This window comes from Shewanella sp. 38A_GOM-205m, from assembly GCF_000518445.1.
In the GTDB taxonomy this organism is placed as follows: domain Bacteria; phylum Pseudomonadota; class Gammaproteobacteria; order Enterobacterales; family Shewanellaceae; genus Shewanella; species Shewanella algae.
Genome location: NZ_JADP01000001.1, coordinates 1 through 23,700 on the forward strand (window position 1 = coordinate 1; position 23,700 = coordinate 23,700).

The window sequence follows — 23,700 nt, forward strand, 5'->3', positions numbered from 1 at the left end:
TGATATTGAATATCTCACCCTGCAACAAACCGCTGAAGTCTATCGCCAACGTTTGATGGATATCAGTTGGTTTATGCGCGCGCTCAATGAACCTATTGCCAGACAAGCCAACCGGGAAGACGGATGCAGCGGTCGCTTCTGGGAAGGCCGCTTCAAATCCCAGGCGCTATTGGATGATGCAGCCGTATTGGCCTGCATGGCTTATGTTGACTTGAACCCTATCCGCGCGGGAATAGCCAAAACCCCAGAAAACTCAAACTATACCAGTATTCAACGGCGGATACAGGCCGCGATGCAGGGCGAAAACACACCTGAGCTGTTACCCTTTGTCGGCAATGAACGGCTGAACATGTCACAAGGATTACACTTTGATGCCAAGGATTATCTGCAACTGGTCGATGATACCGGGCGCATTATCCGCCACGACAAGCGCGGCCAGATTACTGCCGGCACTACGACCATTTTGAATCGTTTAAACATCCCCATCGACAACTGGCTCAAGTTGACGACTGATTTTAGCCGTCTATTCAAAGGGCCGGTGGGTACACTGGAGTCTCTTACCGACTACTGTACTCACCTACAACGACGACGAAGACAGGGGGCCGAGAATTGTCAGAAGCTGTTTAGCTGAATCCCCGAGGCTCCAAGATATTTCTCTCCAATCGAACTTTGTTCGACCTCCATCGTGTCTGAAATGCGACTTTTCGCTCATTTCAACAACCGAACGCCCCTCAAAAGGCTTGAAAGATGATTTGCTGCCAGTGAAAATATCAGTGTTTCTGTGATCCAGGCAACTAGAGTCTTCACTCAGCTAATAATGGGTGTCTTTGTTGTCTGCTTAAACTGGTTAACACCTCTGGGAGGCCCGAATTATGAGGGGATCCTCCAGACTCGTTTGTTAGCCAATTTTAATTCGGAGATAATATCGACCGATAATATTCGTAATGCTGATGGTTTTCGTCGAAGCTAGCCTCAAAAGCAAGCATCAAACCGCCAAATAGCATCTCACGCGATATCGATATAGCTGTTTTCAATTCAGTCACGTAATCTTTTACAAAACGAAATACTGCTGAAATTAAAAAGTGCCCTCTTAAAACATCAATCACGCTCAATCCTCGCGCATCCATTCTCTCTCTAAAATAGCCTCTAAATTCATCCTCAACATTGATGCCTAGGGTTTCTAAGTGTGACGTTATCTTTTGTGAAGATAAATTGCATGAGTTTTTTGAGACTAGGAAACGGTCACAATTATTCGACACTACGGCAAGACCTAATCCCTCTTGTCTATTAACTGCGTCTGCTAATACTAGGGAAAGAACCCCGACTTCTATGTCAGACAACCATTCTTGGCATTTTCCCTTTTCCACTTGGTGCTTTGAAACTTTTGCTACGCGACTTATAAATCGCTGTAGGCTCGAATCAGAAATCATGGTGTTTTCCATCGAATAGCCAAAAGTTGAAAAAATCTGGGGATGCGATTCCACTTCCAGTAGCCAATCAAAATCACTGTCCATTGCAACTAAGAAACTCGCAGAACCCTCTTTAATCTCTTCAATTCGCGCTTGCAGCTTGTCTTTACCGCCAACCTCTTCAGCTTTAATTTTAATGTCAGATAACTTTTCAAAAAGATATTCCCAGAAGGCAATGTCATCCTCACCTTCTACGTATACAATATTCTCGACACCATAAAACTGATTGAGAATGTTTCGTGCATCTATTGAGTACTCTAACTCAGCCATTGACCAAACTTTCCATGTCGAAAATTGCGTTGGGGTATTTAGAAGCAACCTCAGGAGAGTGAGTGGCTGCAATTATCTGAGCATTAGGGTTTATTTCCATTACTGCAGGTATAACCATTCGCTGCCAAGCAATATGAAGAGACAACTCAGGTTCATCTGCCAGAAATATATGCGGTTGCCGACCCTGCAATAGAGCTTCAATCATCAAGATGATAAGCTGCTTTTCCCCAGAAGATAAGCGTTCATGGCTTATGGGTCCGTCGGATGTTTTGATTACCAACCTTCCGCCATCAAAATCAAAATCTTTATCGGATATGAATTTTTTAATTATTCTGATAAAAATTTCTATTTGAGAGTATATTTCTTGAGTTTTATTTTTAGCTTTTAATGAAAGGTCAATTATTCTCCTGGTTTTTCTTAAAGCCTCAAGCGATTTAATGTCTATTCCTTTCCTCGTCTGCTTTGATTTATTATCTTTGGTGATATTGTTAATGGTCTCATCAATAGAATTGACATGAAAACGAATTTTCTTTCTTATCTCAGCATTTATAGAGTTGAGTTGTGCATAAGCAGATGTGAGGCGAGCCTGTTCTTCAAACTTGTCAAAATTCAACTCGTAGCCTATATCTTTTGCATCTTCCTCTCCGTATAAAATCGATGCCAAAACATCTGATTGGAGCGTTGATGATATTTCACGCGCCTTTTGTGACAGCTCTAACTGGTACTGTGTAAGCCCTCGTAAAGCCTGCCCAAGCCTGTAATCAACAGGAGATACAATTCTTGTTCCGCGCACATCCCTTACTTCGTAATCATCATCGTGACGCAAACGGTAAACCGATAGAGAAGTTACAGAAACTAGCTTCTCTAGTTCATTACGAATGATCGATGACTCTTCTTGAATTCGATGTCTTACGCTGGATGGATATCTGCGCTCTTCAAAATCGATCAGACGAAGTCGGTACTTTCGTTGCGATATCTGATATTCCACCCAAGGGAAAGGATAGTGCCCATCCTCAACTTTCGTGACTTTTATCGTTCTACGCCGATTACCTTTAATCAAAGTAACCCTAGCGGAATCGAATTCGTTTTCAGCGAGGGCGGTAGCGTCCGCCGATAGGATTGCGTGCATGATATTCATGAACGTCGTTTTTCCGGTACCGTTTTTACCGATAATTATGTTGACATCGGGTGAGAACTGACCTACTGCATCAAATCGATGCCAGAATCCTTCAATTTCAATTTTTTCAATCTTATACAAGAGTAAGTACCTATCTTGTTGGTTGTTTATTGGCTAACTCCGCCAGCAGGGGCCGAAAAACCAGAGCGAAGCGGCGGTTTTTTGATCCCTCTGGCTGGCTTTGTTAGCTGTGGTCAAACTGACTCGACCATATCTTGTACGGAAGCCTTTAAGACCTCCCATGACGTAGCACATGTGGCTTCGTCAAAGTTCGCACGAGTTGTAACATGAACCCAAGGGTGTACAACATTTCTTGATTCACGGAGCGCGTGACTAAATTTGCCTCGGTCGGTTTTTAGCCAGCCGCAATCGACAGCCACTTCAATAAGTGCATTTAAATTCCAATCTTGGATTGCTGGTGTTTTACCCTGCTTATTTTTAGGTGCCTTAGAAGATTGATAGGCTTGATCCGGTGATGTGTTAGCCCTGCACAAAAGAAGAGCCTCTAACACACTGCCCATAAGAATTATTGCCCCGGTATATGCTTTAACGTGCTGGCATCTTTGCGCTTCTCGCCAGCGGCTATCTATTACCTCTTGAAGCCCCGGCATTATCTGAGCAATTTTACTGTAATCGGGCGGGGCTATAATTTGCTTCTTGGGCTTTGTGACTCCACCAGCCTCCAAGAACTTTACTGCGCTTCTTATATATTCCGCCAGCGTTTCAAGACGAACCCTACGGCTGTTAGCTTCAAAGTTAGCATCTGAGTCCATGTCCTTTACAAATGATTCAGGCAGACCATTGACACCACTTAGAATCATTCTGGTTTCTTTTACTTTTGCATCTACTACTCGGAGCCCGCCAAAATCATCAGTTCGCGCAATTCCTGGCGAAAACTCGATTTCAGCTTGAATTCCTTTGAGTAAAGTTAGTGCTTGTTGAGAATCCATAAATCTCCGTATGTAGTACAGCTAACAGCTGTATAGTGCGCACGCGCGGTTTCCAAACCTATTATCTACTCGCTGTATTTTTTAACATTATGAATTTAATGGTATTTTCTGAAATGTTACGGAAATAACACGCAAGCTTAGCTGCAAATTCCCGGCATTTTGTCGAGAACGTCAATAATACTGTATAAAAAATCAGTTCTGAGGTGCTTTTCATGAGCGCCGCAAACGCTACAACTCGGGCCCTACAACCCAAGCCCTACAAAAAACGTTAATTAAAGCCATGGCTACCGCACGGGTCCAAACTCTGTTTGCCCCTGCATTCCGCTGAAAACGGAAAAGTGCTGCTTTCGGCCTAAGCAAGCGCTAAAGCTAAGCGCTTGAATTGGTTATACAATAGCTAGCATTGAATGTGAAAACAATTAGCCAAAGGTCAAGTTTTTGACAAAGGCCACAAAACCCTGATTTAGTTTGTTTTTGAAGCAGAATTGACTGGGTTTGAAACCCAAAGCGACTTTCCCCAGCTAATGCTGGGTGTTTGCATTATTCCCCGTTTTCGACGGTCACAGTTTCGCCTGTGCCTGAAAATGAGGTGTATGCCTGCAGATCTTTCAAATAGTTCAAGCTACTCAGGGTTAATGAATTGCACCAATTCCCCCTCGGTGTCGCCGAAAGCCGCTGGCACAGCGGCTATCATGGCTTCAAGCCAAAACTCACCAATGAACTTGATCCTAGCGGTTAGCTAAGTTGTAGCCAATCACCTGCGGTGCGCCTTTCGCACAGGCGATCCTGTGACTCGCTGCGAGTACGTCCCTGTAAGCTCTGCCTCGCCATCCCTGGCTCGGAAGGTCACAGTTTCGCCTGTGCCTGGAAATGAGGTGTATGTCTGCGGAAACTTCAGATGTTTCAAGTTACCCAGTGCTAACAGAATTGCACCAATACCCCCTTCGGAGCCGCGCTGGCGTTGTTGCAAATTGGCGTAGCCTAGACAGGTGAATCGACGCAGAGCACAAATGGGGCTTATCGCACTTTCCTTATTCGCACCTTCAGCCCCTTTGTTTTTGATTGGTTTTCTTGAGATTAAGCCAAGATTATTTCCATTTATCTCTGAGGAACTCAGGCTCCATATATTCGTCCGGATAACGTCTCTTGCTGTCCCGGCGGCGCTGTTTTACCCGTTTGTTCTTTTGCTTACCTCTGACATGATCTCCCCATGGAGCATCGTTGTCGTCGAAATCATAGTGGTTTGACATGGTCCATTTCCAATAACACAGTGCATATAGGTTGCACCGCTCCTTTTTACCTAAAGCGCCGGTCAAGCTAAAGTGAGAAATTTAGCGTCTCAAGGTAAAAATTATTGCATGTCTGTCCCCGATTCCCTTCGGGAATTAACCTGACTCTTGCTAGGCTTGTTTACGAAAACGAACAACAAACATCCCATCGGCATTGGCTTCAAAGGGCCAAATCGTCAAATACTGCGTCTGTTCACCGCTGAATGGGTGGCTGAGCGTTTCCAGAGTAAACTCGGGCCGCTTGGCCAGGAAGGCATCGACTACTTGGCGGTTTTCGCTGTCCGCCAGTGAGCAGGTGGCGTAAACCAAAGTGCCACCTGGCTTGACCGCATCGCAGGCGCGGCTGAGTATGTCGAGCTGCAGCGCGGGTTTATCGCTGATGGCCTGGCTGTCATCCAGCCAGCGCATGTCCGGATTTCGGCGCCAGGTGCCGGTGCAGCTGCAGGGGGCATCTACCAACACGCCGTCGAAGGCTTCTCTGGCAACCGGCAGGGCATCGCTGCGCCAAGGCGCGACCTTAATGTTGAAACCGGCGCGTTTGCCACGTTTTTCCAGTTCATTGAGTGCAGCCGGGCGGATATCCGAGGCGGTAATAGTGCCAAAAACGCCTTTGGCGGCGTTATCTTGCTGCATCAGCGAGCTGAGTTGCAGGCTCTTGCCACCGGCGCCGGAGCAGGCGTCCCACCAGTTTTCGTCGGCCCTTGGCGCGCAAACCTGGCCTATGACCTGGGAGGCCAGATCCTGCACCTCAATGAACCCTTCTTTATAGAGTTTGATTTCATTGAGGTTGATACTCTTGCTGCCAAGGCTGATGGCGTCATTGAAGACGGGCGCGGCGCTGGCATCGACTCCGGCGCTTCTGAGTTCGGCAAGGGCCTTGGACAGCGGCATATTTTGCACCCTGGCCCAGATAGGGGGGCGGCTGCAAAGCGCGTCTATCAGCAGCTCTTCCCGGGCCTCTGGCAGCGGCGCCACGGCCTGCCAGAACCAGTCCGGCGCCAGGTCTCTTGCCAAGACATGTCGGCCAGAGACCTGGGAGACCAACGCGGCGGCGGCTTTGGGGGCCAGAGCCTGCTCAGGCAGGGCGAATGACTTGCCCGCCTGTTGCTGCCAGGCACTGATAATGTCCGTCCAAGGGTGAGCTTCTATTGCCGCCGCCAATGCCAGGCGCTGGAACCACAGGCTTTGCTCATCGCCATTCTCAAGTTGTTGTAACCAACCCCACCAACGAAACAGGGCAAACAGGGTTTCCCGAATGACCTTTCTGTCTTTGGAGCCGTGTTTCTTGTTGCTGCGGAAATAGTTCGCCAGCACCCGATCGGCACTCTGGCGACTGTCGAGGATCTCAGTAAACAGTGTGTTGATGGTGTTGGCATAACTGGCGGCACGTTTTTGGGCCGGAGTCAGTGAAGGGCTTGGCGCGGTCAAAGGTTTCTCTGCATCAAGTAGGGATAGCAATGGCGCCAATATTAACAGAAGTGCCGCGGCCTGTCCCCGGCACCTTGTTTTGCTAATGTTTACTACTGTTTACTAATGCTTACCACACTGCTCAGACTTAGCGGGTAACCATTTGCGCTATCTGTTTGGCCCTGTCTTCATCACTCAACTGGTCTCTGGACTCTGGGGTGACTATGCCTTTTTGACAGGCCGGGCGCTGGGCCAGCGCATCCAGCCAACGTTGCAGATGAGGCAGACCTTGAATATCTATGCCGCTCCAGTCGTAGATCCGCACCCAGGGCCAGGTGGCCATATCGGCTATGCTGTACTCATCACCGGCCAGATAGGCATGTTTGGCCAACTGATTATCCATCACCTCAAACAGGCGCCGGCCCTCTTTTTGATAACGCTCTATCGCGGCCGGGATCTTTTCCGGAAAATAGCGGTAGAACACATTGGCTTGTCCCATCATGGGGCCTACGCCGCCCATCTGGAACATCAGCCATTGGATGACCTTGGAGCGCTTCTTGGCATCAACAGGTAAGAATTTCCCTGTTTTTTCAGCCAAGTAAAGCAGGATGGCACCGGATTCAAACACCACGAAATCATCGTTATCCCTGTCTATGATGGCCGGGATCCGGCCGTTGGGATTGATGGCTAAAAACTCGGGTTGTTTCTGTTCATTGGCACTGAGATCCAGATGGTGTACCCGGTAGGGCAAGCCCATCTCTTCCAGGGCAATACTGATTTTAAAGCCGTTGGGGGTGGCGGCGGTATAGAGTTCAATCATGCGTGTCTCCTTGATTTTAACCTTGCTTTTATCCTTGTTTTGGCTGGCTCATTGCCGGGCGTTGTCCGGTTTGCTCATACCAGCTCTGCAGCACAGGGAAAGGCTGCAGTGAAATCTGCAGATTTTTGATGAATCCCAATAAGATATAGGCGGTGATATCGGCAATGGAGTAGTTTTCACCGGCCAGATAAGGGGATTCACTCAGGCGCTGCTCCAGCAGAGGCAGGAAAGATTCCAGACGCTTGCGGGATTCTTCGCCCCAGGCTTGAATGCAGGTTTCCCGGTCGCTGTAGATGCCGCTGATATTGCGAAATGCCTGAAAGGCAGGTAACAACCCCTGCAGTTCAACGATGCGCTGCCACATCTCCACCTTTGCTCGCTCCAGCGGCGTGCTACCAAAGAGCTTGAGCTCGGTAGGGAACAGCTCGTCGAGATAACGACAGATGGCTACAGACTCGCACAGATAACTGCCATCATCCAGCTCCAGCAGCGGAATGCGGCCATTGAGACTCTTGGCCTTGAATTCGGCCGAGAGATTTTCTCCGCCGCGAAGATCGACGTTTACCCGCTCGATATCTATGCCTTTCTCCGCCATGAAAATACTGACTCTGCGGGCACTTGGGGTAGGTCCGAGTTCATACAGCTTCATCTATCTTTCTCCATCTGTCTTGGGCCGTTTTGCCCCTTAGGGAAGGTGCGAATAAGTCCTCGCGGCACTCTGGCTTACACAGCAATTGGCATTCAAGGAATCTGACTGAAGGCATGCCGGGGCCTGTCGAAGTCGGATAACGCAGAGAGCTGATTGCTGTGCAAGCCCCGAAGGGCGTGGCTTACAAGCCTGCCTGCTGTGTTGTGCTTCTTGCAAAGGACTAAGGCCATTTGCTGCGAACCACGCCTTGCATCCAGGCCTGTAAGCCGACGCAGAGCACGCATGGGACTTGTTCGCTCCTTCCTTAGTTATTTTTCCTGGCTTGGCTGTCAGGAAAATGTATTCAAATCTTTTTCGGAACGATCGTTTAGGTTAGACTTTAGGGGATATCAGAACGATCAGTCAAGAATTAATTTGACTAAGTATACAGCACGTCATTCGCTGGAAACGCTTGGGAGCAGTATGGCAAGAAGTTGCAATTTTGACCGGGAAGATAAGCTGAAATTGGCAATGGAACTCTTTTGGCAAAAGGGCTATGCCGCCACCTCAGTGGCGGATCTGGTCGAGCATCTGGGGATCAACAGATTCAGTCTCTATAACACCTATGGCGACAAGCTGAACCTGTACCGGGAGGCGCTGCGTCTGTATCTGCAGCAAAACTCTTTGCCAGCGCTCAACAGCCTGCGCGCCGAAGGCGCAGGGTTACAACAGGTAATTGATTATCTTGAGCAGTTTGTGGCCCTGCAGCGAGAGCAAAAATACGGCTGTTTCCTGCAAAATGCGCTGCTGGAGATGAGCCTGGAGGATGCTGTCGTACAGCAAGAGAGTCGGCACTTGTTTGACTCCATCAAGGAGGCGTTTGCCAAGGCGTTGACCCACGCCAGAGAGTGCGGCGAGCTTAACAGCGACAATACCGAGGCGCTCGCGGCCTGGTTACTGCTGCAACTGCAGGGAATTCGGGTGCTCGGCAAGGCCGGTTTGCATCAGGAGTTGCAGCAGGCGCTGAGCGTGATGCGCGCTCAGCTTGGACGTTGAGCCAGATTGTACCTGGGCGGTTTAAATCCGGGTACGGCAATCAATAATCCAGGGACAGACATCAATAATCCAAGTCCAGGGCAAAGCACAGATAGCGCATCAACGCCTGGGTGTGTTGGAACTCACTGGCACAGAAGTCGACAAAATCGCTGCGACAAACCTGCTCTTTTGTCAGCATCTTAAGCGCCACAAAGTCTTTGCGTTTCAACTCGTTTATCAATGGGTGGCTTTTATCGAACCCCTTGGGGGGCCGCACCAGGCTGTCACCGTCCATCGTAAACCCCTGGCGCTGTAATTCCTCCAACGCCTTGCTGTAGGCGCGTGGGTTGTCGTCGATACATTGCCTGATGGCGCCGAGCACCTTGGATTCGGGGCGCCAGATCCCGGCAGCGATAAAGCAGCCATCGTTGGCCAGATGCAGATACAACCCGGGAGCGTGAACATCCTTACCCTGAAAATGGCGAAACTGGATCCCGACATTGAGCTTGTAGGGCGACTTGTCGTGACCAAAGCGAGTGTCCCGCTGTGGCCGCATCAAACTGCCTCCGACCTTCTTGGCGACCGCCGTCAACCTGGGAGACAAGGCCTGAATAGGCTGCTGCATCTGTTCAATAAATGTCAGTGCCGGCCCCCTGAGCAGGGTTTCATACTCATCCTGATGTTGCTTGAACCAGGCCCTGTCGTTGTTGTTTTCCAGCCGGGTCAGAAAGGCAAAACCTTGTTCGCTGAAGCTCATTTTTGTTCTCCATTTTCTTCACGGCGATATCTCAGGTGAAAGCCTGTTGTGAGTCAAGTGGTTTTACATTTTTAAAACAAAGGTAACCAAATTGGATCCTGTGTAAATGTCGGTGAGAATAATTCTCATTTATCAGCTTGATTCTTATAATGCCGCCTTATTTTTAAGGGGAGATGATAGATGACAAGCGAACAATCCCGGCGAATGGCGCCGAGTGGCAAGCTGCCATTACTGCTGTGTGCTCTGGCGCCCTGGCCCTTGCTGGCCGCCACTTCTCTGCCGCCCAAGAGTGGTACCAGTGTGCTGGGTGAACCTAAGGTGGAAGCGATAGAGATCATAGAGGTGCGTGGCCAGCCTTTTCGTCGGGAACTGACGCTGACCCGTCCGGGCGAAGCCTTGGTGACATTGGAGGACATAGAGGAGCAACAGGCGGGAAACTTTGCCGAAGTGCTGGACACTGTGCCCGGCATCACTCTTGATGGCGGCCCCCGCAGCGGCGGTGAGAAAATTAATGTTTGGGGCTTTGGTGAGACAGAAGATCTCAATGTCTATGTCGACAACGCCCCGGTCGGGTTTGAACAGTATCGCTACGGCTCTTTCTTTATCGACCCGGATATGGTCAAGCGAATTGAGGTGATCAAGGGCGCCCACGATCCCCGCTCCGGCAATGGTGGTTTTGGTGGCTCCATGTATGTGGTGACCAAGAGTGCCGATGATTTTCTGGATTACGGCAAAAACTTGGGCGCCAGAGTCAAGGCCAGCTATGCCGATAACAACGGCTTGGAGACTTACACAGGTACGCTTTATGGCCGCTTGAACTCAGGGCTGTCGGCACTTGTTAACTACAGCTATAAAGATGCCGGCGATCTTGAGCTGGGCAACGGCCAGGTGTTTCGTTTCTCAGGCTATCGGCAAAACAACCTCCTGGCCAAGCTGGATTATGAGCTGGGGGCGCACAAGTTGTCTTTGAGCTATACCTCCTACGATGATGAAGGCCGTAAACCCTGGGCCAACCGCCGCGGCGAAATGCCCACTGTATCTGAGTTCAATATCAAAAAGTACGGCTCTTTTGAGGCGGCAGAATACGCCAATACCGCCCTCAACAGTTACAAAGACAGCACAGTTTCACTCAACTACCGTTATACACCGGCCAGTCCGCTGTGGGATCTGCAATTGGCGCTGTCCAGCAGCAGTAACGACAGGCACTGGGTAAGGCCCCAGATAGCCTTCGATAAGATGTTTGTTTCTGTGGGTAACTTTGGCCACGAGTCTTGGCTCGAATACGACAGGGACTTTATCGATATCAACAACACCAGCCAGTTGGGTGACCACTTGCTGACTGTGGGGCTGCAGTACCGCTCGCTCGATCGCCGCTCACTGGTATTCAACAAGAGTTATCAGAACAAGGCGGAGAAAAACTTCGGCCTGTACACGCCTTACTACCAGCCTGGAGGTCGCCAGGATACCTACGCCTTTTATATCAGCGACAGCATTGCCCTGACGGATAACCTCATTCTAAAACCATCGCTGCGTTTCGACAGTATTTACAGCATAGGCCATGGCAATCTGGCGCCGGATTACAACGACCCCAGTGTCGGCCATGATTTTTCCTCTACCCGCCACAGCGGTTGGTCGCCAAGAGTTGGGCTGGAATACCGTCTCGGTGATGTCAGTTTCCTGACCCTGGACTATGCCTACAGCCTGCAGGCACCTGTGGTAGATGAGATTTATGCGGTGCAATATGCCAAGGCCAGTAGTGCTCAGGCGACCAGTCGCGGGATAGATGTCGAGCGACTGCACGCCTACAAGCTTGGGCTGAGCAGCGCCTTTGATGGGGTCTTCGCCGGCGATGACAGGCTCTCGACCCAACTGACTCTGTATTGGAATCAGGGAAAACAGGATATCGCTCAGCGCAAAGGGCTCTGGGTCGACAAGAGTCAGCCATTTGAGAGCGGCTATGTGAATCTCGACGGCTACCATATCTACGGTGGCGACTTCGAGGCTCAATACCGTTGGCACGATTGGTTTGCCGACTATACGGCTTCCTATACCCGCGGCAAGCACAGCGGCAGCCTGCGTGACAGCAGTGGCAGGGATGAAAACCTGGCAGACATTCCTCCGCTCAATATGCGTCTGCACCTGGGGTATTACCTGACTCCCGAGCTGTCGCTCTCCTGGCGTGGCAGTTGGTATGATGCGCAGCAGAAGGTGCCGGATGAGGGCCTGTTTGTCAGCGATAGACCCAGCCAGGCCTATTTTCTGCAAGACTTGTATCTTGCCTTCCAGCCGGAAGATATGTTGCAGGGGCTTGAGCTGAGGCTGGCGCTGCGTAACTTGACCAATCAGTATTACAGTCCGCATCTGGCCGATGGCATTGCGGCTCAGGGACGGGATATTCGCCTCAGTCTGGCGTACCAGTTCTGATAAAACCCCAGTTATTTTGTGCTTTTGTGAGCTGCAAACCTGATCAAGCTCTGATTTTGCGGCATAATGTGCGTTTTGCCTGACCGAAGAATATTAGTAATGACTTCAGAAACTGAACTGCAAAGCCGCTGTGGCGGGAAATGTGAACTCTGTGGAGCCGAAGGCGCTCTGTCTGTCTATGATCTGCCTCACTCGGGTGATCGCACCGACGGTGACATCATGATCTGCGCTACCTGTGAAGGTCAGATTGCCGCTCCTGACACCATGGATGTTAACCACTGGCGTTGCCTGAACGACAGTATGTGGAGTCAGGTTCCTGCCGTACAGGTCATGGCTTACCGCATGCTCAAGCGCCTCAGTGGCGAAGGTTGGGCTCAGGATCTGCTGGATATGCTTTATCTGGAAGAGGATCTTAAAGCCTGGGGCGATGCCGAGTCTCTGGCGGCCGACAGCGATGATTCGGCGCCGACACTGGACAGCAATGGCACTCAGTTGGCCGCCGGTGATACCGTAGTGATTATTAAAGATCTCAACGTGAAGGGCACCAGCTTTGTGGCCAAGCGCGGCACCGCCGTGCGTAACATAGCTCTGACCAACAACCCTGAGCATATCGAAGGCCGGGTCAATGGTACCCGCATCGTTATCCTGAGCTGCTATGTGAAGAAATCTTAAGCGGAGCTGTTCGCCTCTTCGCTGATTAATGCAGTTAAAAAACGCCGCAGAAATCGATTTCTGCGGCGTTTTTCATTTCAGGGCTTGGGATTTGTCGCACGCTGGAATATGATTCCTTGTTAAGAATCTTGCTATCGAGATAATTATGTCGCAGGAAGAGCTAAAAATACAAACCCACAAGCCACAAGCCAAAGATATCAAGGATGGCGTAGACACCATAGTCAGTCAGTGGCTGGCCGCCGGTGTTACCGATGATCTGCAACCGATGGAAGTCTTTGGTCGCCTGGCCAGAATACATAAGCATATAGAAACCGAAATCCTTCGCTGCCATGGCGAGTTCGGTCTGCGTCAGGGGGAGTTTGATGTACTGGCAACCTTGCGTCGCAGCGGTGAGCCTTACACTCTGACCCCAGGGCAATTGCACCAGAGCATGATGCTGACCTCAGGCGCCATGACCAGCCGTTTGGATAAGCTGGAGCAGAAAGGGCTCATCTGCCGCAGCCACTGCACCGAAGACCGTCGGGCGGTGAATGTACAGCTTACTGCCGAAGGCAAGGCCAAGGTAGAGGCCGCATTGCCGGCCCATATGGCGGCTCAGCAGCAGTTGCTTAAAGGGATCTCGGTCAAAGACAGGCAGAAACTGGCTGCGCTGCTCAAGGGCTGGCTGGGTGAACTTGAGTCCTGAGCCTGATGAGCTTCTGACACCGACGACCGCGATGATCCGCCCCGGCAAGCCGGGGATTAAAAGCAAGCTGGCCTTTAAGTGACTTCAATCCTCCAGAGGGTGCAGATCCGCCACCAGATAGACCAAACACAAGCTGTTCAGTGGCATTACTGGGTTACTCCAGATCATCCGGGTGTGGCGTCCGGCTTCACCGAATACCGCCAGCAGCAGATCCGAGGCGCCATCCAAGGCTCTGGGGTGGTCGAAAAAGCCGTCGGCGACATTGAGCACTCCCTCGAGGCGGATAATCTGTTTTATCCGTGAGAGGTTTCCCAACGCCTGTTGCAATTGGGCTATGGCGTTGAGCGCCGCCAACTGACAGGCGGCATAGCCATCCGACAATTCCAGATCTACCCCTAGCCGACCCTGATACTTTATCTTGCCATCTTCAAAGGGAAACTGGCCTGAGGTCAGTAGTTGATGGCCGCTGATCACTACAGGCTCGTAGTTGCCGAGCGCCGAAGCGACCCGGGGCAGACTCATTCCCAGGGCGTTGAGCCGCTGCTCAGGTGTGTCATGCATCATGATTCGATTCCTCACAGGTTTGACGACGCCAAAGGGGAGACAGCCATTGGGACAGGATAACCGGATGAGCACTCAGCCAACGTCCGGCAGCTTCTTCTGCGCTAAGGCCTTCGCGGTTGATGGCATAGTCCAGCTCGGCAATGTCCCTATTGAGCATCCGAATATTATCCAGCACCCGCAGCTGAGCCTGAGTAAAGTGACCGGCGGCATTTTCTGCCAGCAAGAGTACGGCGCGATCTTTGCCACCCAGCAGGCCTTTGGGATCCTTGAGTTCCCGTATCTTGTATTTATGATGCAAAAACTGGGGTTGCCACAGGGGCACCACGGCCCAGGCCTTGTGTTGCAGTGCATCCTCAAAGGCGTCGAAACATTGCTGCTCAGTGCCGGTATGGAACTCATAGCCGGCCTGTTGCAGACCATAGTCCTGCATCATCTGTTTTGAGAAACGGCTGATGCCGGCACCCGGGCCAATGCCTTGAATGTGGCGGCGCATTTTCTCCAACACGTCTGGGCGCAGTAGATCCGTCACCGAATCCACTTGCTCTTGCGGCACATATTCTGGCACGCCCCAGAGGGCATAGGGTTCATAATGCAGCCCCAGTTCCCGCACCTCTAGATTTTGCCTGACCTTATCCAGATAGATACCGTGGCTGTGGGGTAACCAGGCGGAGCAGAGCAGATCAAGCTCGCCCCGGCCCAGGGCGTCGAAGTTGGCCTGATGATCGGCAAAACTCAATTGCACCGATTTACCCATGATATCCAGCACATGGACAACAATGGCGGCAGTGGCCCGGTGAAAGCTGAGATTGGTGACTCCTAGCCGCAGCGGCGTTTCCTGTGATGCTGAAGTGACTGCTTGGTTTGGTATCAGGTTTGGCATGGGGTTTCTCCTGTCAATGGTATGGCCGTTAGGATCAGCGAAATCTCAGCTTGGGCATGGCTTCTCCCAGGACCTTATTGTCCGGTGAGAAGGGAAAAATCATCTCGACGGTAATGCCGTTGGGGTCTTCCAGAAACAGTTGATGTTCAAGAATTTCAGGGACCTGCCGCTCGCGAAAATGCAGTTCAAGTTCAAGCAGTTTGTGCTGCATGGCACTTAGGTCTGCGCCGCGAAAAGCCAGATGATCCACGACGCCTGAGCCATTGGTGCTGCGCCTTTGTCCCAGGTAGGCCTCGAGTGCCGGGTTTTGCTCGGCGGCCACCAGATGCAGCACAGGTTTGTCTGCGGCATACAACCAATGGCCCGGAAAGGCGAACGCAGGGCGGTAGCCCTCGCTCAAGCCGACAACCCGGCAGTAGAAATCTCGGGTCTGCTGCAGCTTATTGCTGCGCAGTGTGTAGTGATCCAATCCCTGAATATTCATGATGGACTCCTTGGTTTCAGTTTCCTGCTACACCGGTGCTCAAAGGTTTGAAGCGGAAGATGTAGTAAGGGGGTTGGTTTTCGGCCTTGCCATCGTTCAGTGGCGCAGACAGCGGCAGCTGTGCGGCGGCGCTGTAGAGGAAGCCATCGGCACCCAGGCTGACACCGTCTGGCCAGATCATTCTCGGATCTGCGGCAAAGGGGCGATACTCACGACTGCTTGCCGGAATAATGCCGATACGGCGCTCGCCGACTTCGGTGAGGTAGAGATTGCCGTCGACATCTATGCTCAGGCCGCCGTTATTGGGTTTGCGGGCCCAAAACTGCACCTGATTGGCCAGCACGCTTGCCGGCAGGGAAGGATTGGCCAACGCCAACATGGGGATCCGGTATAGTTCCCCCTTGTTGAGCGGGGCAAAGTAGAGCCACTCTTCATCTTTATCCATGGCAATACCATCGACGCCCACATAAACGGGAATCGATTTCTGCCCGGCTGTTCCGGCATCTATCACTATCGGGCGCTTGGTGTCAGGCATCACGCTCGGGTGGCCCTGCAGTACCCGGCGGCTCTGGCCTGTTTTGAGATCTACCACCACCAGAGCAGCCTTGTCGCCCAAAGGCCCGGTGGCAATGCCTTCATCGGCGATAACAATCAACTGATGCTTGGGGGATATCAATAAATCATTATGCTGCGACTCCGGCAGGGATACCGGCGAAGGCAAGTGGATAATCCGCTCCAGCTTGTCGGTATTGCTGTTCCAGGCCACCAGTTTCGGGGTGACTCTGGGGCTGGCCTGGCCCGAGTCCAGCAACCAGACAATGCCGTTGGCATCGGTACGCAGACCAAGAACCCAGTTGAGGCAGGTATCGGGATCTTTCTGGCTGCCGTCGGCGCGGACACAGCCTTGCCAGTCGCGGTTTGGAAATGGTTTGCTGCTGCCATCGGCGAGGATTTCCGCCACCTTGGTTTCAGGCTCGTAAAAGGGGTGAAAACTCACCAACATACGCCCGCTAGGCGTGAAGCTTATACCACCGACAGCCTGCTCTGTAGTGCGGTAAACCTGAACTTGGCTCTCAGAGAATTGCGAAGCGGATGCCTCGGCGGCTGAGATACCAAAGGAGACCAGTGCGCCGGCCAGCAGGGTAGACAGAGTCAGGAGTTTCATTGGGTTGACTCCTTTCTTGGGCCGGCCAGCAGCACGAGTTCACTCTTGGCCAGAGTGTGTTGCCAGAGGAAGAAGCCGGTCAGCGCCGCCGAATAGTCGGGTTTTACCGGCAGTTTGGCCACATCCAGCGCATGGACTGTCCACTTGTATCTGTGCTGACGCCCCTCGGGTGGGCAAGGGCCGAAGAAACCGGGTTTTCCCAGATCTGTGTTTGACTCAATGGCGCCTTCCGGTAAGGGGCCGCCATCTTTGCCGCCTGGCAGGCTGTGGACATTGGCGGGAATGTCATATACCACCCTGTGCCAGAAGCCTGAACCTGTGGGAGCATCCTGATCGTAAAAGGTGATGGCAAAACTCTTGGTTCCTGCCGGCGCATTTTGCCAGTCCAGTCTGGGCGCCAGGTTGGTACCGCTGCAACCGAATTGGTTCCAGTAGTAGTCTGCCGGTATGACTTGATTGGCCGTTAATGAGCTTTTCAGTTGTAAATCTGCGCCATGGACCAAGGGTTGTAATGCCAGAGCACCAAGCCCCAAAAGGTATCCGATACCGTATTTCATAGTGTAATATCCTTTAAATTAACGTGAATTTGGTTGATTGGCGTTATCATAGAGAAAAGCTTTCTTGGGATAAGCGGGCAGCCGTTGGCTTTAGTTTCAAAAATTTTTTGAAAAAAGCGGTTTTGACTGAACCCGGGCTGACAGGAATTCAGATCCCGGCTGCGGCCATTAGGCTTTGGGGTTAAGGTAAGTCTGTGTGCCGATATGGCCTGGTTTGTGTGTGTTAACGGGATGGATTATGAAGCTGTTTATTCGTGTGGCTGTAGTGTTGGGGCTGGTGTTTCTGGCGGTGATCGCTCTTGGGATCTACAGGTTCAACTTCACCGAGGATGACCTCTATGTCAGGGAAAACGATATGGTGCGTCCACTGGCTGAATTCGATGGCGGGGCCAAAGGGGTGATGAAGCGGCTGTTCAGTCTGGACACCCGAGAACAGTTCAGGATCCGTTTGCCGGACAGCAACAAGTCAGTCACTCTTACCGGCTTTAAGGAAGAGCAGCATCTGGCGTTTGGCGAATATCAGGATGAAGTGGTTCGTGGGGAGGTGTTGCTCGATTACCGTAAGTTGACCCCCTTAAACTTGCCCGGCAATGCCGAATCCATGCAGTTTGTTGTTCCCTTCGCAGTGACAACCCAGGGCTCTGGAGTGTTCTGGTACCTGGGTATGTTCAGATTCGACTATCAAACCGGCGCCATTGCGCATCTGGCCAGCCAGTTTCTCGGCGACCGAATTGAGATAGAAGCCATAACCCCCAAAGAACCGTTCGACCCGCCTTACAGCGTGACTCTGGCGCTGAAGACCCGCACCCAGGAGCAATCCATGGCCGAAGCGCCGGGCGAGTATGTGGAACGCACTTTCTTTGTGACCCTTAACTCGATTCTGCCGTCTTCTTCCCAATAGGCGCCCGACTGAATGAGCCATGAATCTATGTCTCATCAGGCCGCTTTCCGGGTGCTGACAGACTTTTTCCTTGAGTTGGGGCTTGAACCCAGTGCTTTGGCGCCACTCTTGGATAAGGCTCAGCTGAAAAGTTGTCAGGCAGGTGAGGTGCTGCTGGCACAAGGTGGCAAACAGCAGTCGGGCTTTTTATTGCTCAATGGGCTGCTGCGGGCCTGCCACTATCTGAGTGATGGGCAGCAGCGCTGCAAAGAGTTCTATTTCCCTGGCGAATTTTGTCTGCTTTACAGCAGTTTTCTCAGTGCTGAGCCTGCCCGTTATCAACTTGAGGCACTGGAAAACAGCACTCTGGTGGTCGTGCCCCTGAGCCTGTTTGAGCTTGGCGGGTTTCAGCGCGCCGAGCTTTCATTGCTGCGTGCCCAGCTACGCTACAAGGAGCAGAAAGAAGCTTTTCTATTACTCAAGTCGCCAGAGCAGCGCTACCTGTGGTTAAAAAATCATTGGCCACACTGGATAAGCGCCCTGAGCCAGGTGCAGTTGGCCAACTATATCGGCATCACCCCAGAGAGCCTCAGCCGTATTCGCCGGCGTCTTAACCTAAGTTAATGCCATCGCCTCAATGGCACAGCACAATAGCGGTCGGTTTCAATCTTCCGGGATACTGTGTTGTCCATTTTTGTTATTTCACAGCTGTTGGTCACTCTGGCGCTGTTCAGCGATCTTTTGTCATTCCAGTGCAGGCACAGGCGCGCCGTGCTCGCTTGTCTGGTGGTGTCGGGCCTGTTGATCTCGGCGCATTTTATCTTGCTCAACCACTGGAGCCCGGCCATTTTAATGTTGGTTGCCAGTGTCAGATTCTTTGTCAGTATCTTCACCGTCGACAGACGTCTGATGTGGCTGTTTATGGCCGCTTCGGTCACGGCCGTGGCCCTGAGTTTCAATCAATGGCTCGATCTTTTGAGTCTGGCCGGCAGTTTGTTGCAGACCAGGGCGGCCTTTTGCCGTGATGACAAACGATTAAGGGAGCTGATGTTCATCGGCAGCGGTTGCTGGCTGCTGAATAACATCCTGTTGGGTTCGCCGATGGCGGTATTGATGGAGTCTGTGTTTATCGGCAGCAATCTGTTGGGATACTACCGTTTCTATCTGCGCCGCAAAGGCTCGGCGCCCGTACAAGGGGGCTAATTCATGCGCGCCTTGCCACCGATAATCTTGAATGCAGGCACGCCGCGGATCAGTGCCTGACGGGCGAAGACCTGGCCGCAGCCGGGGCAGGTACAGGGCGTTTGCGTATGATCTGTCAGGATCCGTTCGACAAAACATTTAACCAAGGCGCCTTTGCCGCCCTTTCGATATTTGAACAGTTTTGCCTTGCAGCCGCAGCAGATGATTTCCACCGTCTGTTGCGGTCCTTTTTTATTGGGCTTACTCACTTGCCCGGCAGTTCGGTTTCCAGCTCAATATCAGTGCAGCCCTTGGGGCAGCGGATGCTGGCAAGCTCTGAGGTGGATTTTGCCGGTGGCAGGGTGGCACTCAAGGCTTGTTGGCATTTAGGGCAGGGCACTTTTTTACCGGCCAGCAGTTGTTTGATCAGATTCTTCTGCGCCTTGAAGGACTGGGCGCTGCTTTGGTTGATATTGGAAAAGTCGGCGGATTGAGCTGTCATAGGCAGTATCTGAATTCGTCTGTTACGGGTAAATAAGTCTGCAGCGATTATAGCCTTGCCGGCGTGGCAAATAAAAGAGGGGCGCCTGGCGCCCCCTTTATCAATGCAGCTTGAGATGGGGATGGATTATCCGGGTTATCCCCTTGGCAAACATCAGCAGGGTGCCCTTGACCACACCGTGCAGCTCTATCAAATGGCGGCGATAGAGAGAGGTATAAACAAATCTGGCTATCTTGCCTTCGACCATGACGCCTCCGCCAATGAAAGACATCAGGTTGCCGACTGTGTGGAAGCGTGACAGGTTCACCAGTGAACCGAGATCCTTGTAAAGGTACTCTTTCGAGGGAGTCTTGCCGCTGAGCATGGCTATGATGTTATCCGCTGTCATCAAGGCCATCTGCCTGGCGGCCTGGCCCCTTGGCGGCACCCAGCTGCCGTCCGGCTGCGGACAAGCGGCACAGTCTCCAATGGCAAAGATATGCTCATCCAGCGTGGTTTGGGCATTGGGTTTGACCAGCAGCTGATGGATATGATTGCTTTCCAGTCCGCCAATGCCGTGGAGAAACTCAGGCGCCTTGACCCCGGTGGACCAGATCACCATATCGCTCGGGATCTCTTCGCCTTCACTGGTAGTCAGCGCCTTGGCCGTCACCTGGGTAATACGGGTATTGGTCATCACCCGGACTCCCAGAGTGCTCAGCTCTCTGGCGACTGCGGCCGAGATCTCTTCCTTTTCCACCTTGGGCAGTATTCGTTTGTCGGCCTCAATCAGGGTGACTTCCAACAGGCTGGTATCTATCTTGTAGCCAAAGCCCTTGAGCTGATCCACTGCGTGATGCATTTCGGCCGACATCTCCACCCCGGTGGCACCGGCGCCGACGACGGCGATTTTGATCTTCTCATCCAACTGTTGATGGCTGGCATAACGCATAAACTTGTTCAACAAGCGCTGGCGGATGGCCATGGCCTGCTCTGTGTTGTCGAGGAAGACGCAGTGTTCCCGCACCCCGGGAATATTGAAGTCGTTGGCGATACTGCCGATGGCAACCACCAGATAGTCATAGTCGATGCGCCGTGATGGCAACAGTTCTTCACCTTTGTCATCACAAATGGGAGCCAGTATCACTTGCTTGGCTTTGCGGTCTATGTCCGTCATGGCGCCTTGCTGAAAGTGATAGCCGTGAGCGGCTGCGTGACTGCGGTAACTGATGGCATCAACCCCGACATCCAATGCGCCTGTGGCGACCTCATGGAGCAGGGGTTTCCAGACATGACTGTCGGCGACATCGATAAGCGTGACTCTGGCCTTGGCTTTGCGGCCCAGTTTATGGCCCAGTTTGGTGGCGATCTCCATACCACCGGCGCCGCCGCCGACGATGACGATATTGGCTAACTCGTGCATTTAATGGCTTTCCTGTTGCAGATTTAAAAACAAATTCTGTTATTCCGGCAGGCGAACTCGGTCGCCCTGATTTGCATCAACCCCGCAAGGCCTGAATGATTGAGATCTTTAGACTTTGGCCCGCGGTGGAAAGTCTAGCAGTGGCAGGGTTTGCCAACAATTGGCCTAAAAATGGTTTATATCTGGGGTAAGTTTGAGTTTTATTTTATTAGCTTTTGAAAAATAAGGAAATGATTTTCTCAGAAATGATATTATCTATCGGATTTGTGCCGGAATGAATTGAATAACTGTGATCTATCGCCGTTGTCCGTAGTAAATCTGTGAACTGGCGCTTGTTTGGCCGTATCTTTACCAGTAGATGACAAGGATACGGCCAATTGAGAGCATTGCCTATGGAAGCTTGATTGACTCAGGGGGAATCAGCTCCAGGGCGGTTCAACCAAGGCTTTCCAGGCGAGCCTGACAGTCTTGATATATGTGCTCCACTATCTCTTCGACAGAGGTGTCTTTGGTGCACTTGTCCATAAAAACTTTGAGCGTGACCAGGGCATGGCCGCTGGGTTTTAATCTCTCGCTGATCATGGCGAAGTAAGCCTCCTCCTTTTCAGCCTTACGCACTACTATGTTCTGAAAACAAAATACCCTGTTACCAGAGTGAGCATGCCACTTACTGAGTCTGTCGAGGGCGATTTCTGCCGAGTGATTGATTTCGATGTGATTGCGCCATGTCGCTTCGGCGCTCTGATCCTGATAATGGGGGCAACGAACTGTGTAATTGATTATCTGGGTAATGGCTGTCATAAGGTATCCTGCCTGGTTGATTCCTGAATTTATCATAGGGGCTGAACTAACAATCGGCCACTGTGACAAGGGTTACAAACGCGGGGTGTACTCCTTATTGCTTGTTGCTCTTAATCTCATTTAGCCTGTATTCGACAGAAATAAACCGGGGACAGATCTCAAAATTTAGCTGTTGCCGAATAACCGTTGAAATGCTGAGCTGATGGGCTTGGAAGCTTGAAGCGAGTGGTAACTGAAAGAGAAGAGGCCCGCTCGGTGAGCGGGCCTCTTGTACAGCTTTCTCATTGCAGGGAAAAAGCAGACTGTGAAATTATATTACACATGTATCAAAGTGCGTTAGTGAAAATTTGGCAAATTTCCTCGTGAGTCGCCTGTTTGGGGTTGGTAAAGCCGCAGGCGTCTTTCAGAGCATTCTCTGCAAGCACAGGAATATCTTCGGCTTTTACTCCAATTTTTGTCAGGTTTTCAGGGATTTTTACTGCCGTAGCCAATTCTTTAATCGCCTTGATGGCTGCCGCAGCACCCTGTTCATCGCTCATGGCACTGACATCAACACCCATGGCTTTGGCAACATCTTTCAGTCTTGGAGCCGCGACCTGAGCATTGTATTCCTGCACATAAGGCAGCAAGAGTGCGTTACAAACGCCATGGGGCAGATCGTAGAAACCACCCAACTGGTGCGCCATGGCATGTACGTAACCCAGGCTGGCGTTGTTGAATGCCATACCGGCGAGGAACTGGGCGTATGCCATCTGTTCACGGGCCTGGATATTGTCACCATGCTCTACCGCATTGATCAGGTTGGCATGAATAAGCTCAATAGCCTTGATGGCGCAGGCATCAGTAATTGGATTGGCGGCGATGGAAACATAGGCTTCTACCGCGTGAGTCAGGGCATCCATACCGGTTGCCGCTGTCAGGCTGGCAGGTTTTTTCAGCATCAGCTCAGGGTCGTTGACCGAGATGATGGGGGTTGTGTGCTTGTCGACAATGGCCATCTTTATATGACGGCTTTCATCTGTGATGATGCAGAAGCGGGTCATTTCACTGGCGGTACCGGCGGTTGTGTTGATAGCCACCAGCGGCAATTGGGGCTTGGTGGACTGATCCAGGCCTTCGTAATCTTTGATGGAGCCACCATTGGCTGCAACCAGGGCAATACCCTTGGCGCAATCGTGTGGTGAACCGCCGCCCAGGGAGATCACGAAGTCACAGTCGTTGGCGCGCAGTAACTCAAGGCCCGCTTCCACGTTACCAACGGTTGGGTTGGGTTGAACGCCATCGAATACAGTGGCGGTAATGCCTGCCTGACCTAGCTTTTCGGCGATCTGTCCCACCAGACCTATGCTGACCAGAGGTTTGTCTGTCACTATCAATGCCCGTTTGAATCCCAGAGTTTGGATATCACCGATAGCATCGTCTACAGCGCCCTGACCCAGGACGTTTACTGAAGGGATAAAGAATTTAGCAGCCATAAGTTCACCTATATATGCTGTTGAAAATGAAATCTGTATCTCTCTCTTGATGTCAAATTACCAACTCATCCGACCAAAAAGTGTGAGACAGCGCCAAGAACTGCGCCGAAAAGAAGGAAAATTAAGAGAAAGTTGAAACTAAGTGACATAAAAGCTGTTTTTATGACACAGATGCAGATAACGCCTTTCTTTCCATGATGGCAGCGGCTCCCACGGCCACCATAT

26 protein-coding genes are annotated in these 23,700 nt (G+C 51.6%); 8 read left to right on the forward strand and 18 right to left on the reverse strand.

Translation table 11 applies throughout. The features are described from left to right. On the forward strand, positions 1-631 hold a 631-nt coding region (locus N512_RS24485), incomplete at its 5' end, for a hypothetical protein (RefSeq protein ID WP_028778972.1). A gap of 277 nt (positions 632-908) precedes the next feature. On the opposite strand, the gene N512_RS0100010 is transcribed toward N512_RS24485, so the two are convergent. The 7 genes from N512_RS0100010 to N512_RS0100045 all read right to left on the reverse strand — a co-directional run bounded on the left by N512_RS0100010 (position 909) and on the right by N512_RS0100045 (position 8,031). Continuing rightward, on the reverse strand, positions 909-1,739 hold the full coding sequence (locus N512_RS0100010; RefSeq protein WP_028778973.1) for a DUF4435 domain-containing protein: 831 nt from the start codon (positions 1,737-1,739) through the stop codon (positions 909-911). Beyond that, positions 1,732-2,997, reverse strand: a complete 1,266-nt coding sequence (locus N512_RS0100015; RefSeq protein ID WP_028778974.1) for an AAA family ATPase — start codon at positions 2,995-2,997, stop codon at positions 1,732-1,734. Before N512_RS0100015 ends, N512_RS0100010 begins: the two co-directional genes overlap by 8 nt. A gap of 113 nt (positions 2,998-3,110) precedes the next feature. Next, positions 3,111-3,866, reverse strand: coding sequence for a hypothetical protein (locus N512_RS23650; RefSeq protein ID WP_028778975.1), 756 nt, complete (start codon positions 3,864-3,866; stop codon positions 3,111-3,113). Positions 3,867-4,954: 1,088 nt separating this feature from the next. Continuing rightward, positions 4,955-5,116 (reverse strand): hypothetical protein, encoded by a 162-nt coding sequence (locus N512_RS23900; RefSeq protein ID WP_037437387.1) that lies wholly within the window; start codon positions 5,114-5,116, stop codon positions 4,955-4,957. Between the two features lie 150 nt (positions 5,117-5,266). After that, complete coding sequence (locus N512_RS21830; protein WP_037473752.1) at positions 5,267-6,583, reverse strand: RsmB/NOP family class I SAM-dependent RNA methyltransferase; 1,317 nt, start codon at positions 6,581-6,583, stop codon at positions 5,267-5,269. Positions 6,584-6,710: 127 nt separating this feature from the next. Continuing rightward, a complete protein-coding gene (locus tag N512_RS0100040) occupies positions 6,711-7,382 on the reverse strand; it encodes a glutathione S-transferase family protein (protein ID WP_028778977.1) in 672 nt (223 codons plus the stop codon). Positions 7,383-7,410: 28 nt separating this feature from the next. Beyond that, entirely contained in the window at positions 7,411-8,031 is a 621-nt protein-coding gene (locus N512_RS0100045) for a glutathione S-transferase family protein (RefSeq protein WP_028778978.1), read from the reverse strand. A 462-nt stretch (positions 8,032-8,493) separates the two neighbouring features. On the opposite strand from N512_RS0100045, the gene N512_RS0100050 reads away from it, so the two are divergent. Continuing rightward, entirely contained in the window at positions 8,494-9,066 is a 573-nt protein-coding gene (locus N512_RS0100050; RefSeq protein WP_028778979.1) for a TetR/AcrR family transcriptional regulator, read from the forward strand. Positions 9,067-9,127: 61 nt separating this feature from the next. On the opposite strand, the gene N512_RS0100055 is transcribed toward N512_RS0100050, so the two are convergent. Then, entirely contained in the window at positions 9,128-9,802 is a 675-nt protein-coding gene (locus tag N512_RS0100055; RefSeq protein ID WP_028778980.1) for a DUF2461 domain-containing protein, read from the reverse strand. A gap of 180 nt (positions 9,803-9,982) precedes the next feature. On the opposite strand from N512_RS0100055, the gene N512_RS0100060 reads away from it, so the two are divergent. The 3 genes from N512_RS0100060 (at position 9,983) to N512_RS21835 (ending at position 13,583) form a co-directional block, all read left to right on the forward strand. Continuing rightward, positions 9,983-12,226, forward strand: coding sequence for a TonB-dependent receptor domain-containing protein (locus tag N512_RS0100060; protein WP_231473462.1), 2,244 nt, complete (start codon positions 9,983-9,985; stop codon positions 12,224-12,226). Between the two features lie 99 nt (positions 12,227-12,325). Beyond that, the gene (locus N512_RS0100065) at positions 12,326-12,898 is read left to right on the forward strand and encodes a PhnA domain-containing protein (protein ID WP_025890059.1); all 573 of its coding nucleotides are present in this window, start codon (positions 12,326-12,328) and stop codon (positions 12,896-12,898) included. Positions 12,899-13,043: 145 nt separating this feature from the next. After that, on the forward strand, positions 13,044-13,583 hold the full coding sequence (locus tag N512_RS21835; protein WP_051472562.1) for a MarR family winged helix-turn-helix transcriptional regulator: 540 nt from the start codon (positions 13,044-13,046) through the stop codon (positions 13,581-13,583). An 84-nt stretch (positions 13,584-13,667) separates the two neighbouring features. Here the strand turns inward: N512_RS21835 and N512_RS0100075 are convergent, their stop codons facing one another. The 5 genes from N512_RS0100075 to N512_RS0100095 are packed head-to-tail and all read right to left on the reverse strand — an operon-like array spanning position 13,668 to position 17,233. Further along, entirely contained in the window at positions 13,668-14,147 is a 480-nt protein-coding gene (locus tag N512_RS0100075) for an Atu1372/SO_1960 family protein (RefSeq protein ID WP_051472563.1), read from the reverse strand. Beyond that, positions 14,137-15,027: a glycine betaine ABC transporter substrate-binding protein gene (locus N512_RS21840; protein WP_081737041.1), complete on the reverse strand. Its 891-nt coding sequence runs from the start codon at positions 15,025-15,027 to the stop codon at positions 14,137-14,139. The genes N512_RS0100075 and N512_RS21840 overlap by 11 nt, the downstream gene beginning before the upstream one ends. 34 nt (positions 15,028-15,061) lie before the next feature. Beyond that, positions 15,062-15,511, reverse strand: a complete 450-nt coding sequence (locus N512_RS0100085; protein ID WP_028778983.1) for a VOC family protein — start codon at positions 15,509-15,511, stop codon at positions 15,062-15,064. Positions 15,512-15,527: 16 nt separating this feature from the next. Further along, positions 15,528-16,676, reverse strand: a complete 1,149-nt coding sequence (locus N512_RS0100090) for an L-dopachrome tautomerase-related protein (RefSeq protein ID WP_081737042.1) — start codon at positions 16,674-16,676, stop codon at positions 15,528-15,530. Further along, positions 16,673-17,233: a YbhB/YbcL family Raf kinase inhibitor-like protein gene (locus N512_RS0100095; protein ID WP_028778985.1), complete on the reverse strand. Its 561-nt coding sequence runs from the start codon at positions 17,231-17,233 to the stop codon at positions 16,673-16,675. The genes N512_RS0100090 and N512_RS0100095 overlap by 4 nt, the downstream gene beginning before the upstream one ends. Positions 17,234-17,471: 238 nt before the next feature. Here N512_RS0100095 and N512_RS0100100 point away from each other — a divergent pair, with 238 nt between their 5' ends. Genes N512_RS0100100 through N512_RS0100110 form a run of 3 tightly spaced genes read left to right on the forward strand, consistent with a single transcriptional unit; the run spans position 17,472 to position 19,316 of the window. After that, positions 17,472-18,134 carry a hypothetical protein gene (locus N512_RS0100100; RefSeq protein ID WP_037473755.1) on the forward strand — a complete coding sequence of 221 codons (663 nt, stop codon included), beginning with the start codon at positions 17,472-17,474 and terminating at the stop codon, positions 18,132-18,134. A 12-nt stretch (positions 18,135-18,146) separates the two neighbouring features. Then, positions 18,147-18,737: a Crp/Fnr family transcriptional regulator gene (locus N512_RS0100105; protein WP_101059042.1), complete on the forward strand. Its 591-nt coding sequence runs from the start codon at positions 18,147-18,149 to the stop codon at positions 18,735-18,737. Positions 18,738-18,797: 60 nt separating this feature from the next. After that, entirely contained in the window at positions 18,798-19,316 is a 519-nt protein-coding gene (locus tag N512_RS0100110) for a YgjV family protein (RefSeq protein WP_028778988.1), read from the forward strand. Here the strand turns inward: N512_RS0100110 and N512_RS0100115 are convergent. From N512_RS0100115 to yiaY, 5 genes are all read right to left on the reverse strand, one after another. Next, entirely contained in the window at positions 19,313-19,564 is a 252-nt protein-coding gene (locus N512_RS0100115) for a hypothetical protein (protein WP_028778989.1), read from the reverse strand. The two genes, N512_RS0100110 and N512_RS0100115, sit on opposite strands and share 4 nt — an antisense overlap. Next, positions 19,561-19,797 carry a hypothetical protein gene (locus tag N512_RS0100120; protein ID WP_025011415.1) on the reverse strand — a complete coding sequence of 79 codons (237 nt, stop codon included), beginning with the start codon at positions 19,795-19,797 and terminating at the stop codon, positions 19,561-19,563. The genes N512_RS0100115 and N512_RS0100120 overlap by 4 nt, the downstream gene beginning before the upstream one ends. A gap of 100 nt (positions 19,798-19,897) precedes the next feature. Beyond that, on the reverse strand, positions 19,898-21,199 hold the full coding sequence (locus N512_RS0100125) for an NAD(P)/FAD-dependent oxidoreductase (protein WP_025889419.1): 1,302 nt from the start codon (positions 21,197-21,199) through the stop codon (positions 19,898-19,900). Positions 21,200-21,634: 435 nt separating this feature from the next. Then, a complete protein-coding gene (locus tag N512_RS0100130) occupies positions 21,635-22,000 on the reverse strand; it encodes a hypothetical protein (protein WP_025011417.1) in 366 nt (121 codons plus the stop codon). A gap of 326 nt (positions 22,001-22,326) precedes the next feature. After that, complete coding sequence (gene yiaY / locus N512_RS0100135) at positions 22,327-23,475, reverse strand: L-threonine dehydrogenase (protein WP_028778990.1); 1,149 nt, start codon at positions 23,473-23,475, stop codon at positions 22,327-22,329. Positions 23,476-23,700 lie beyond the last annotated feature (225 nt).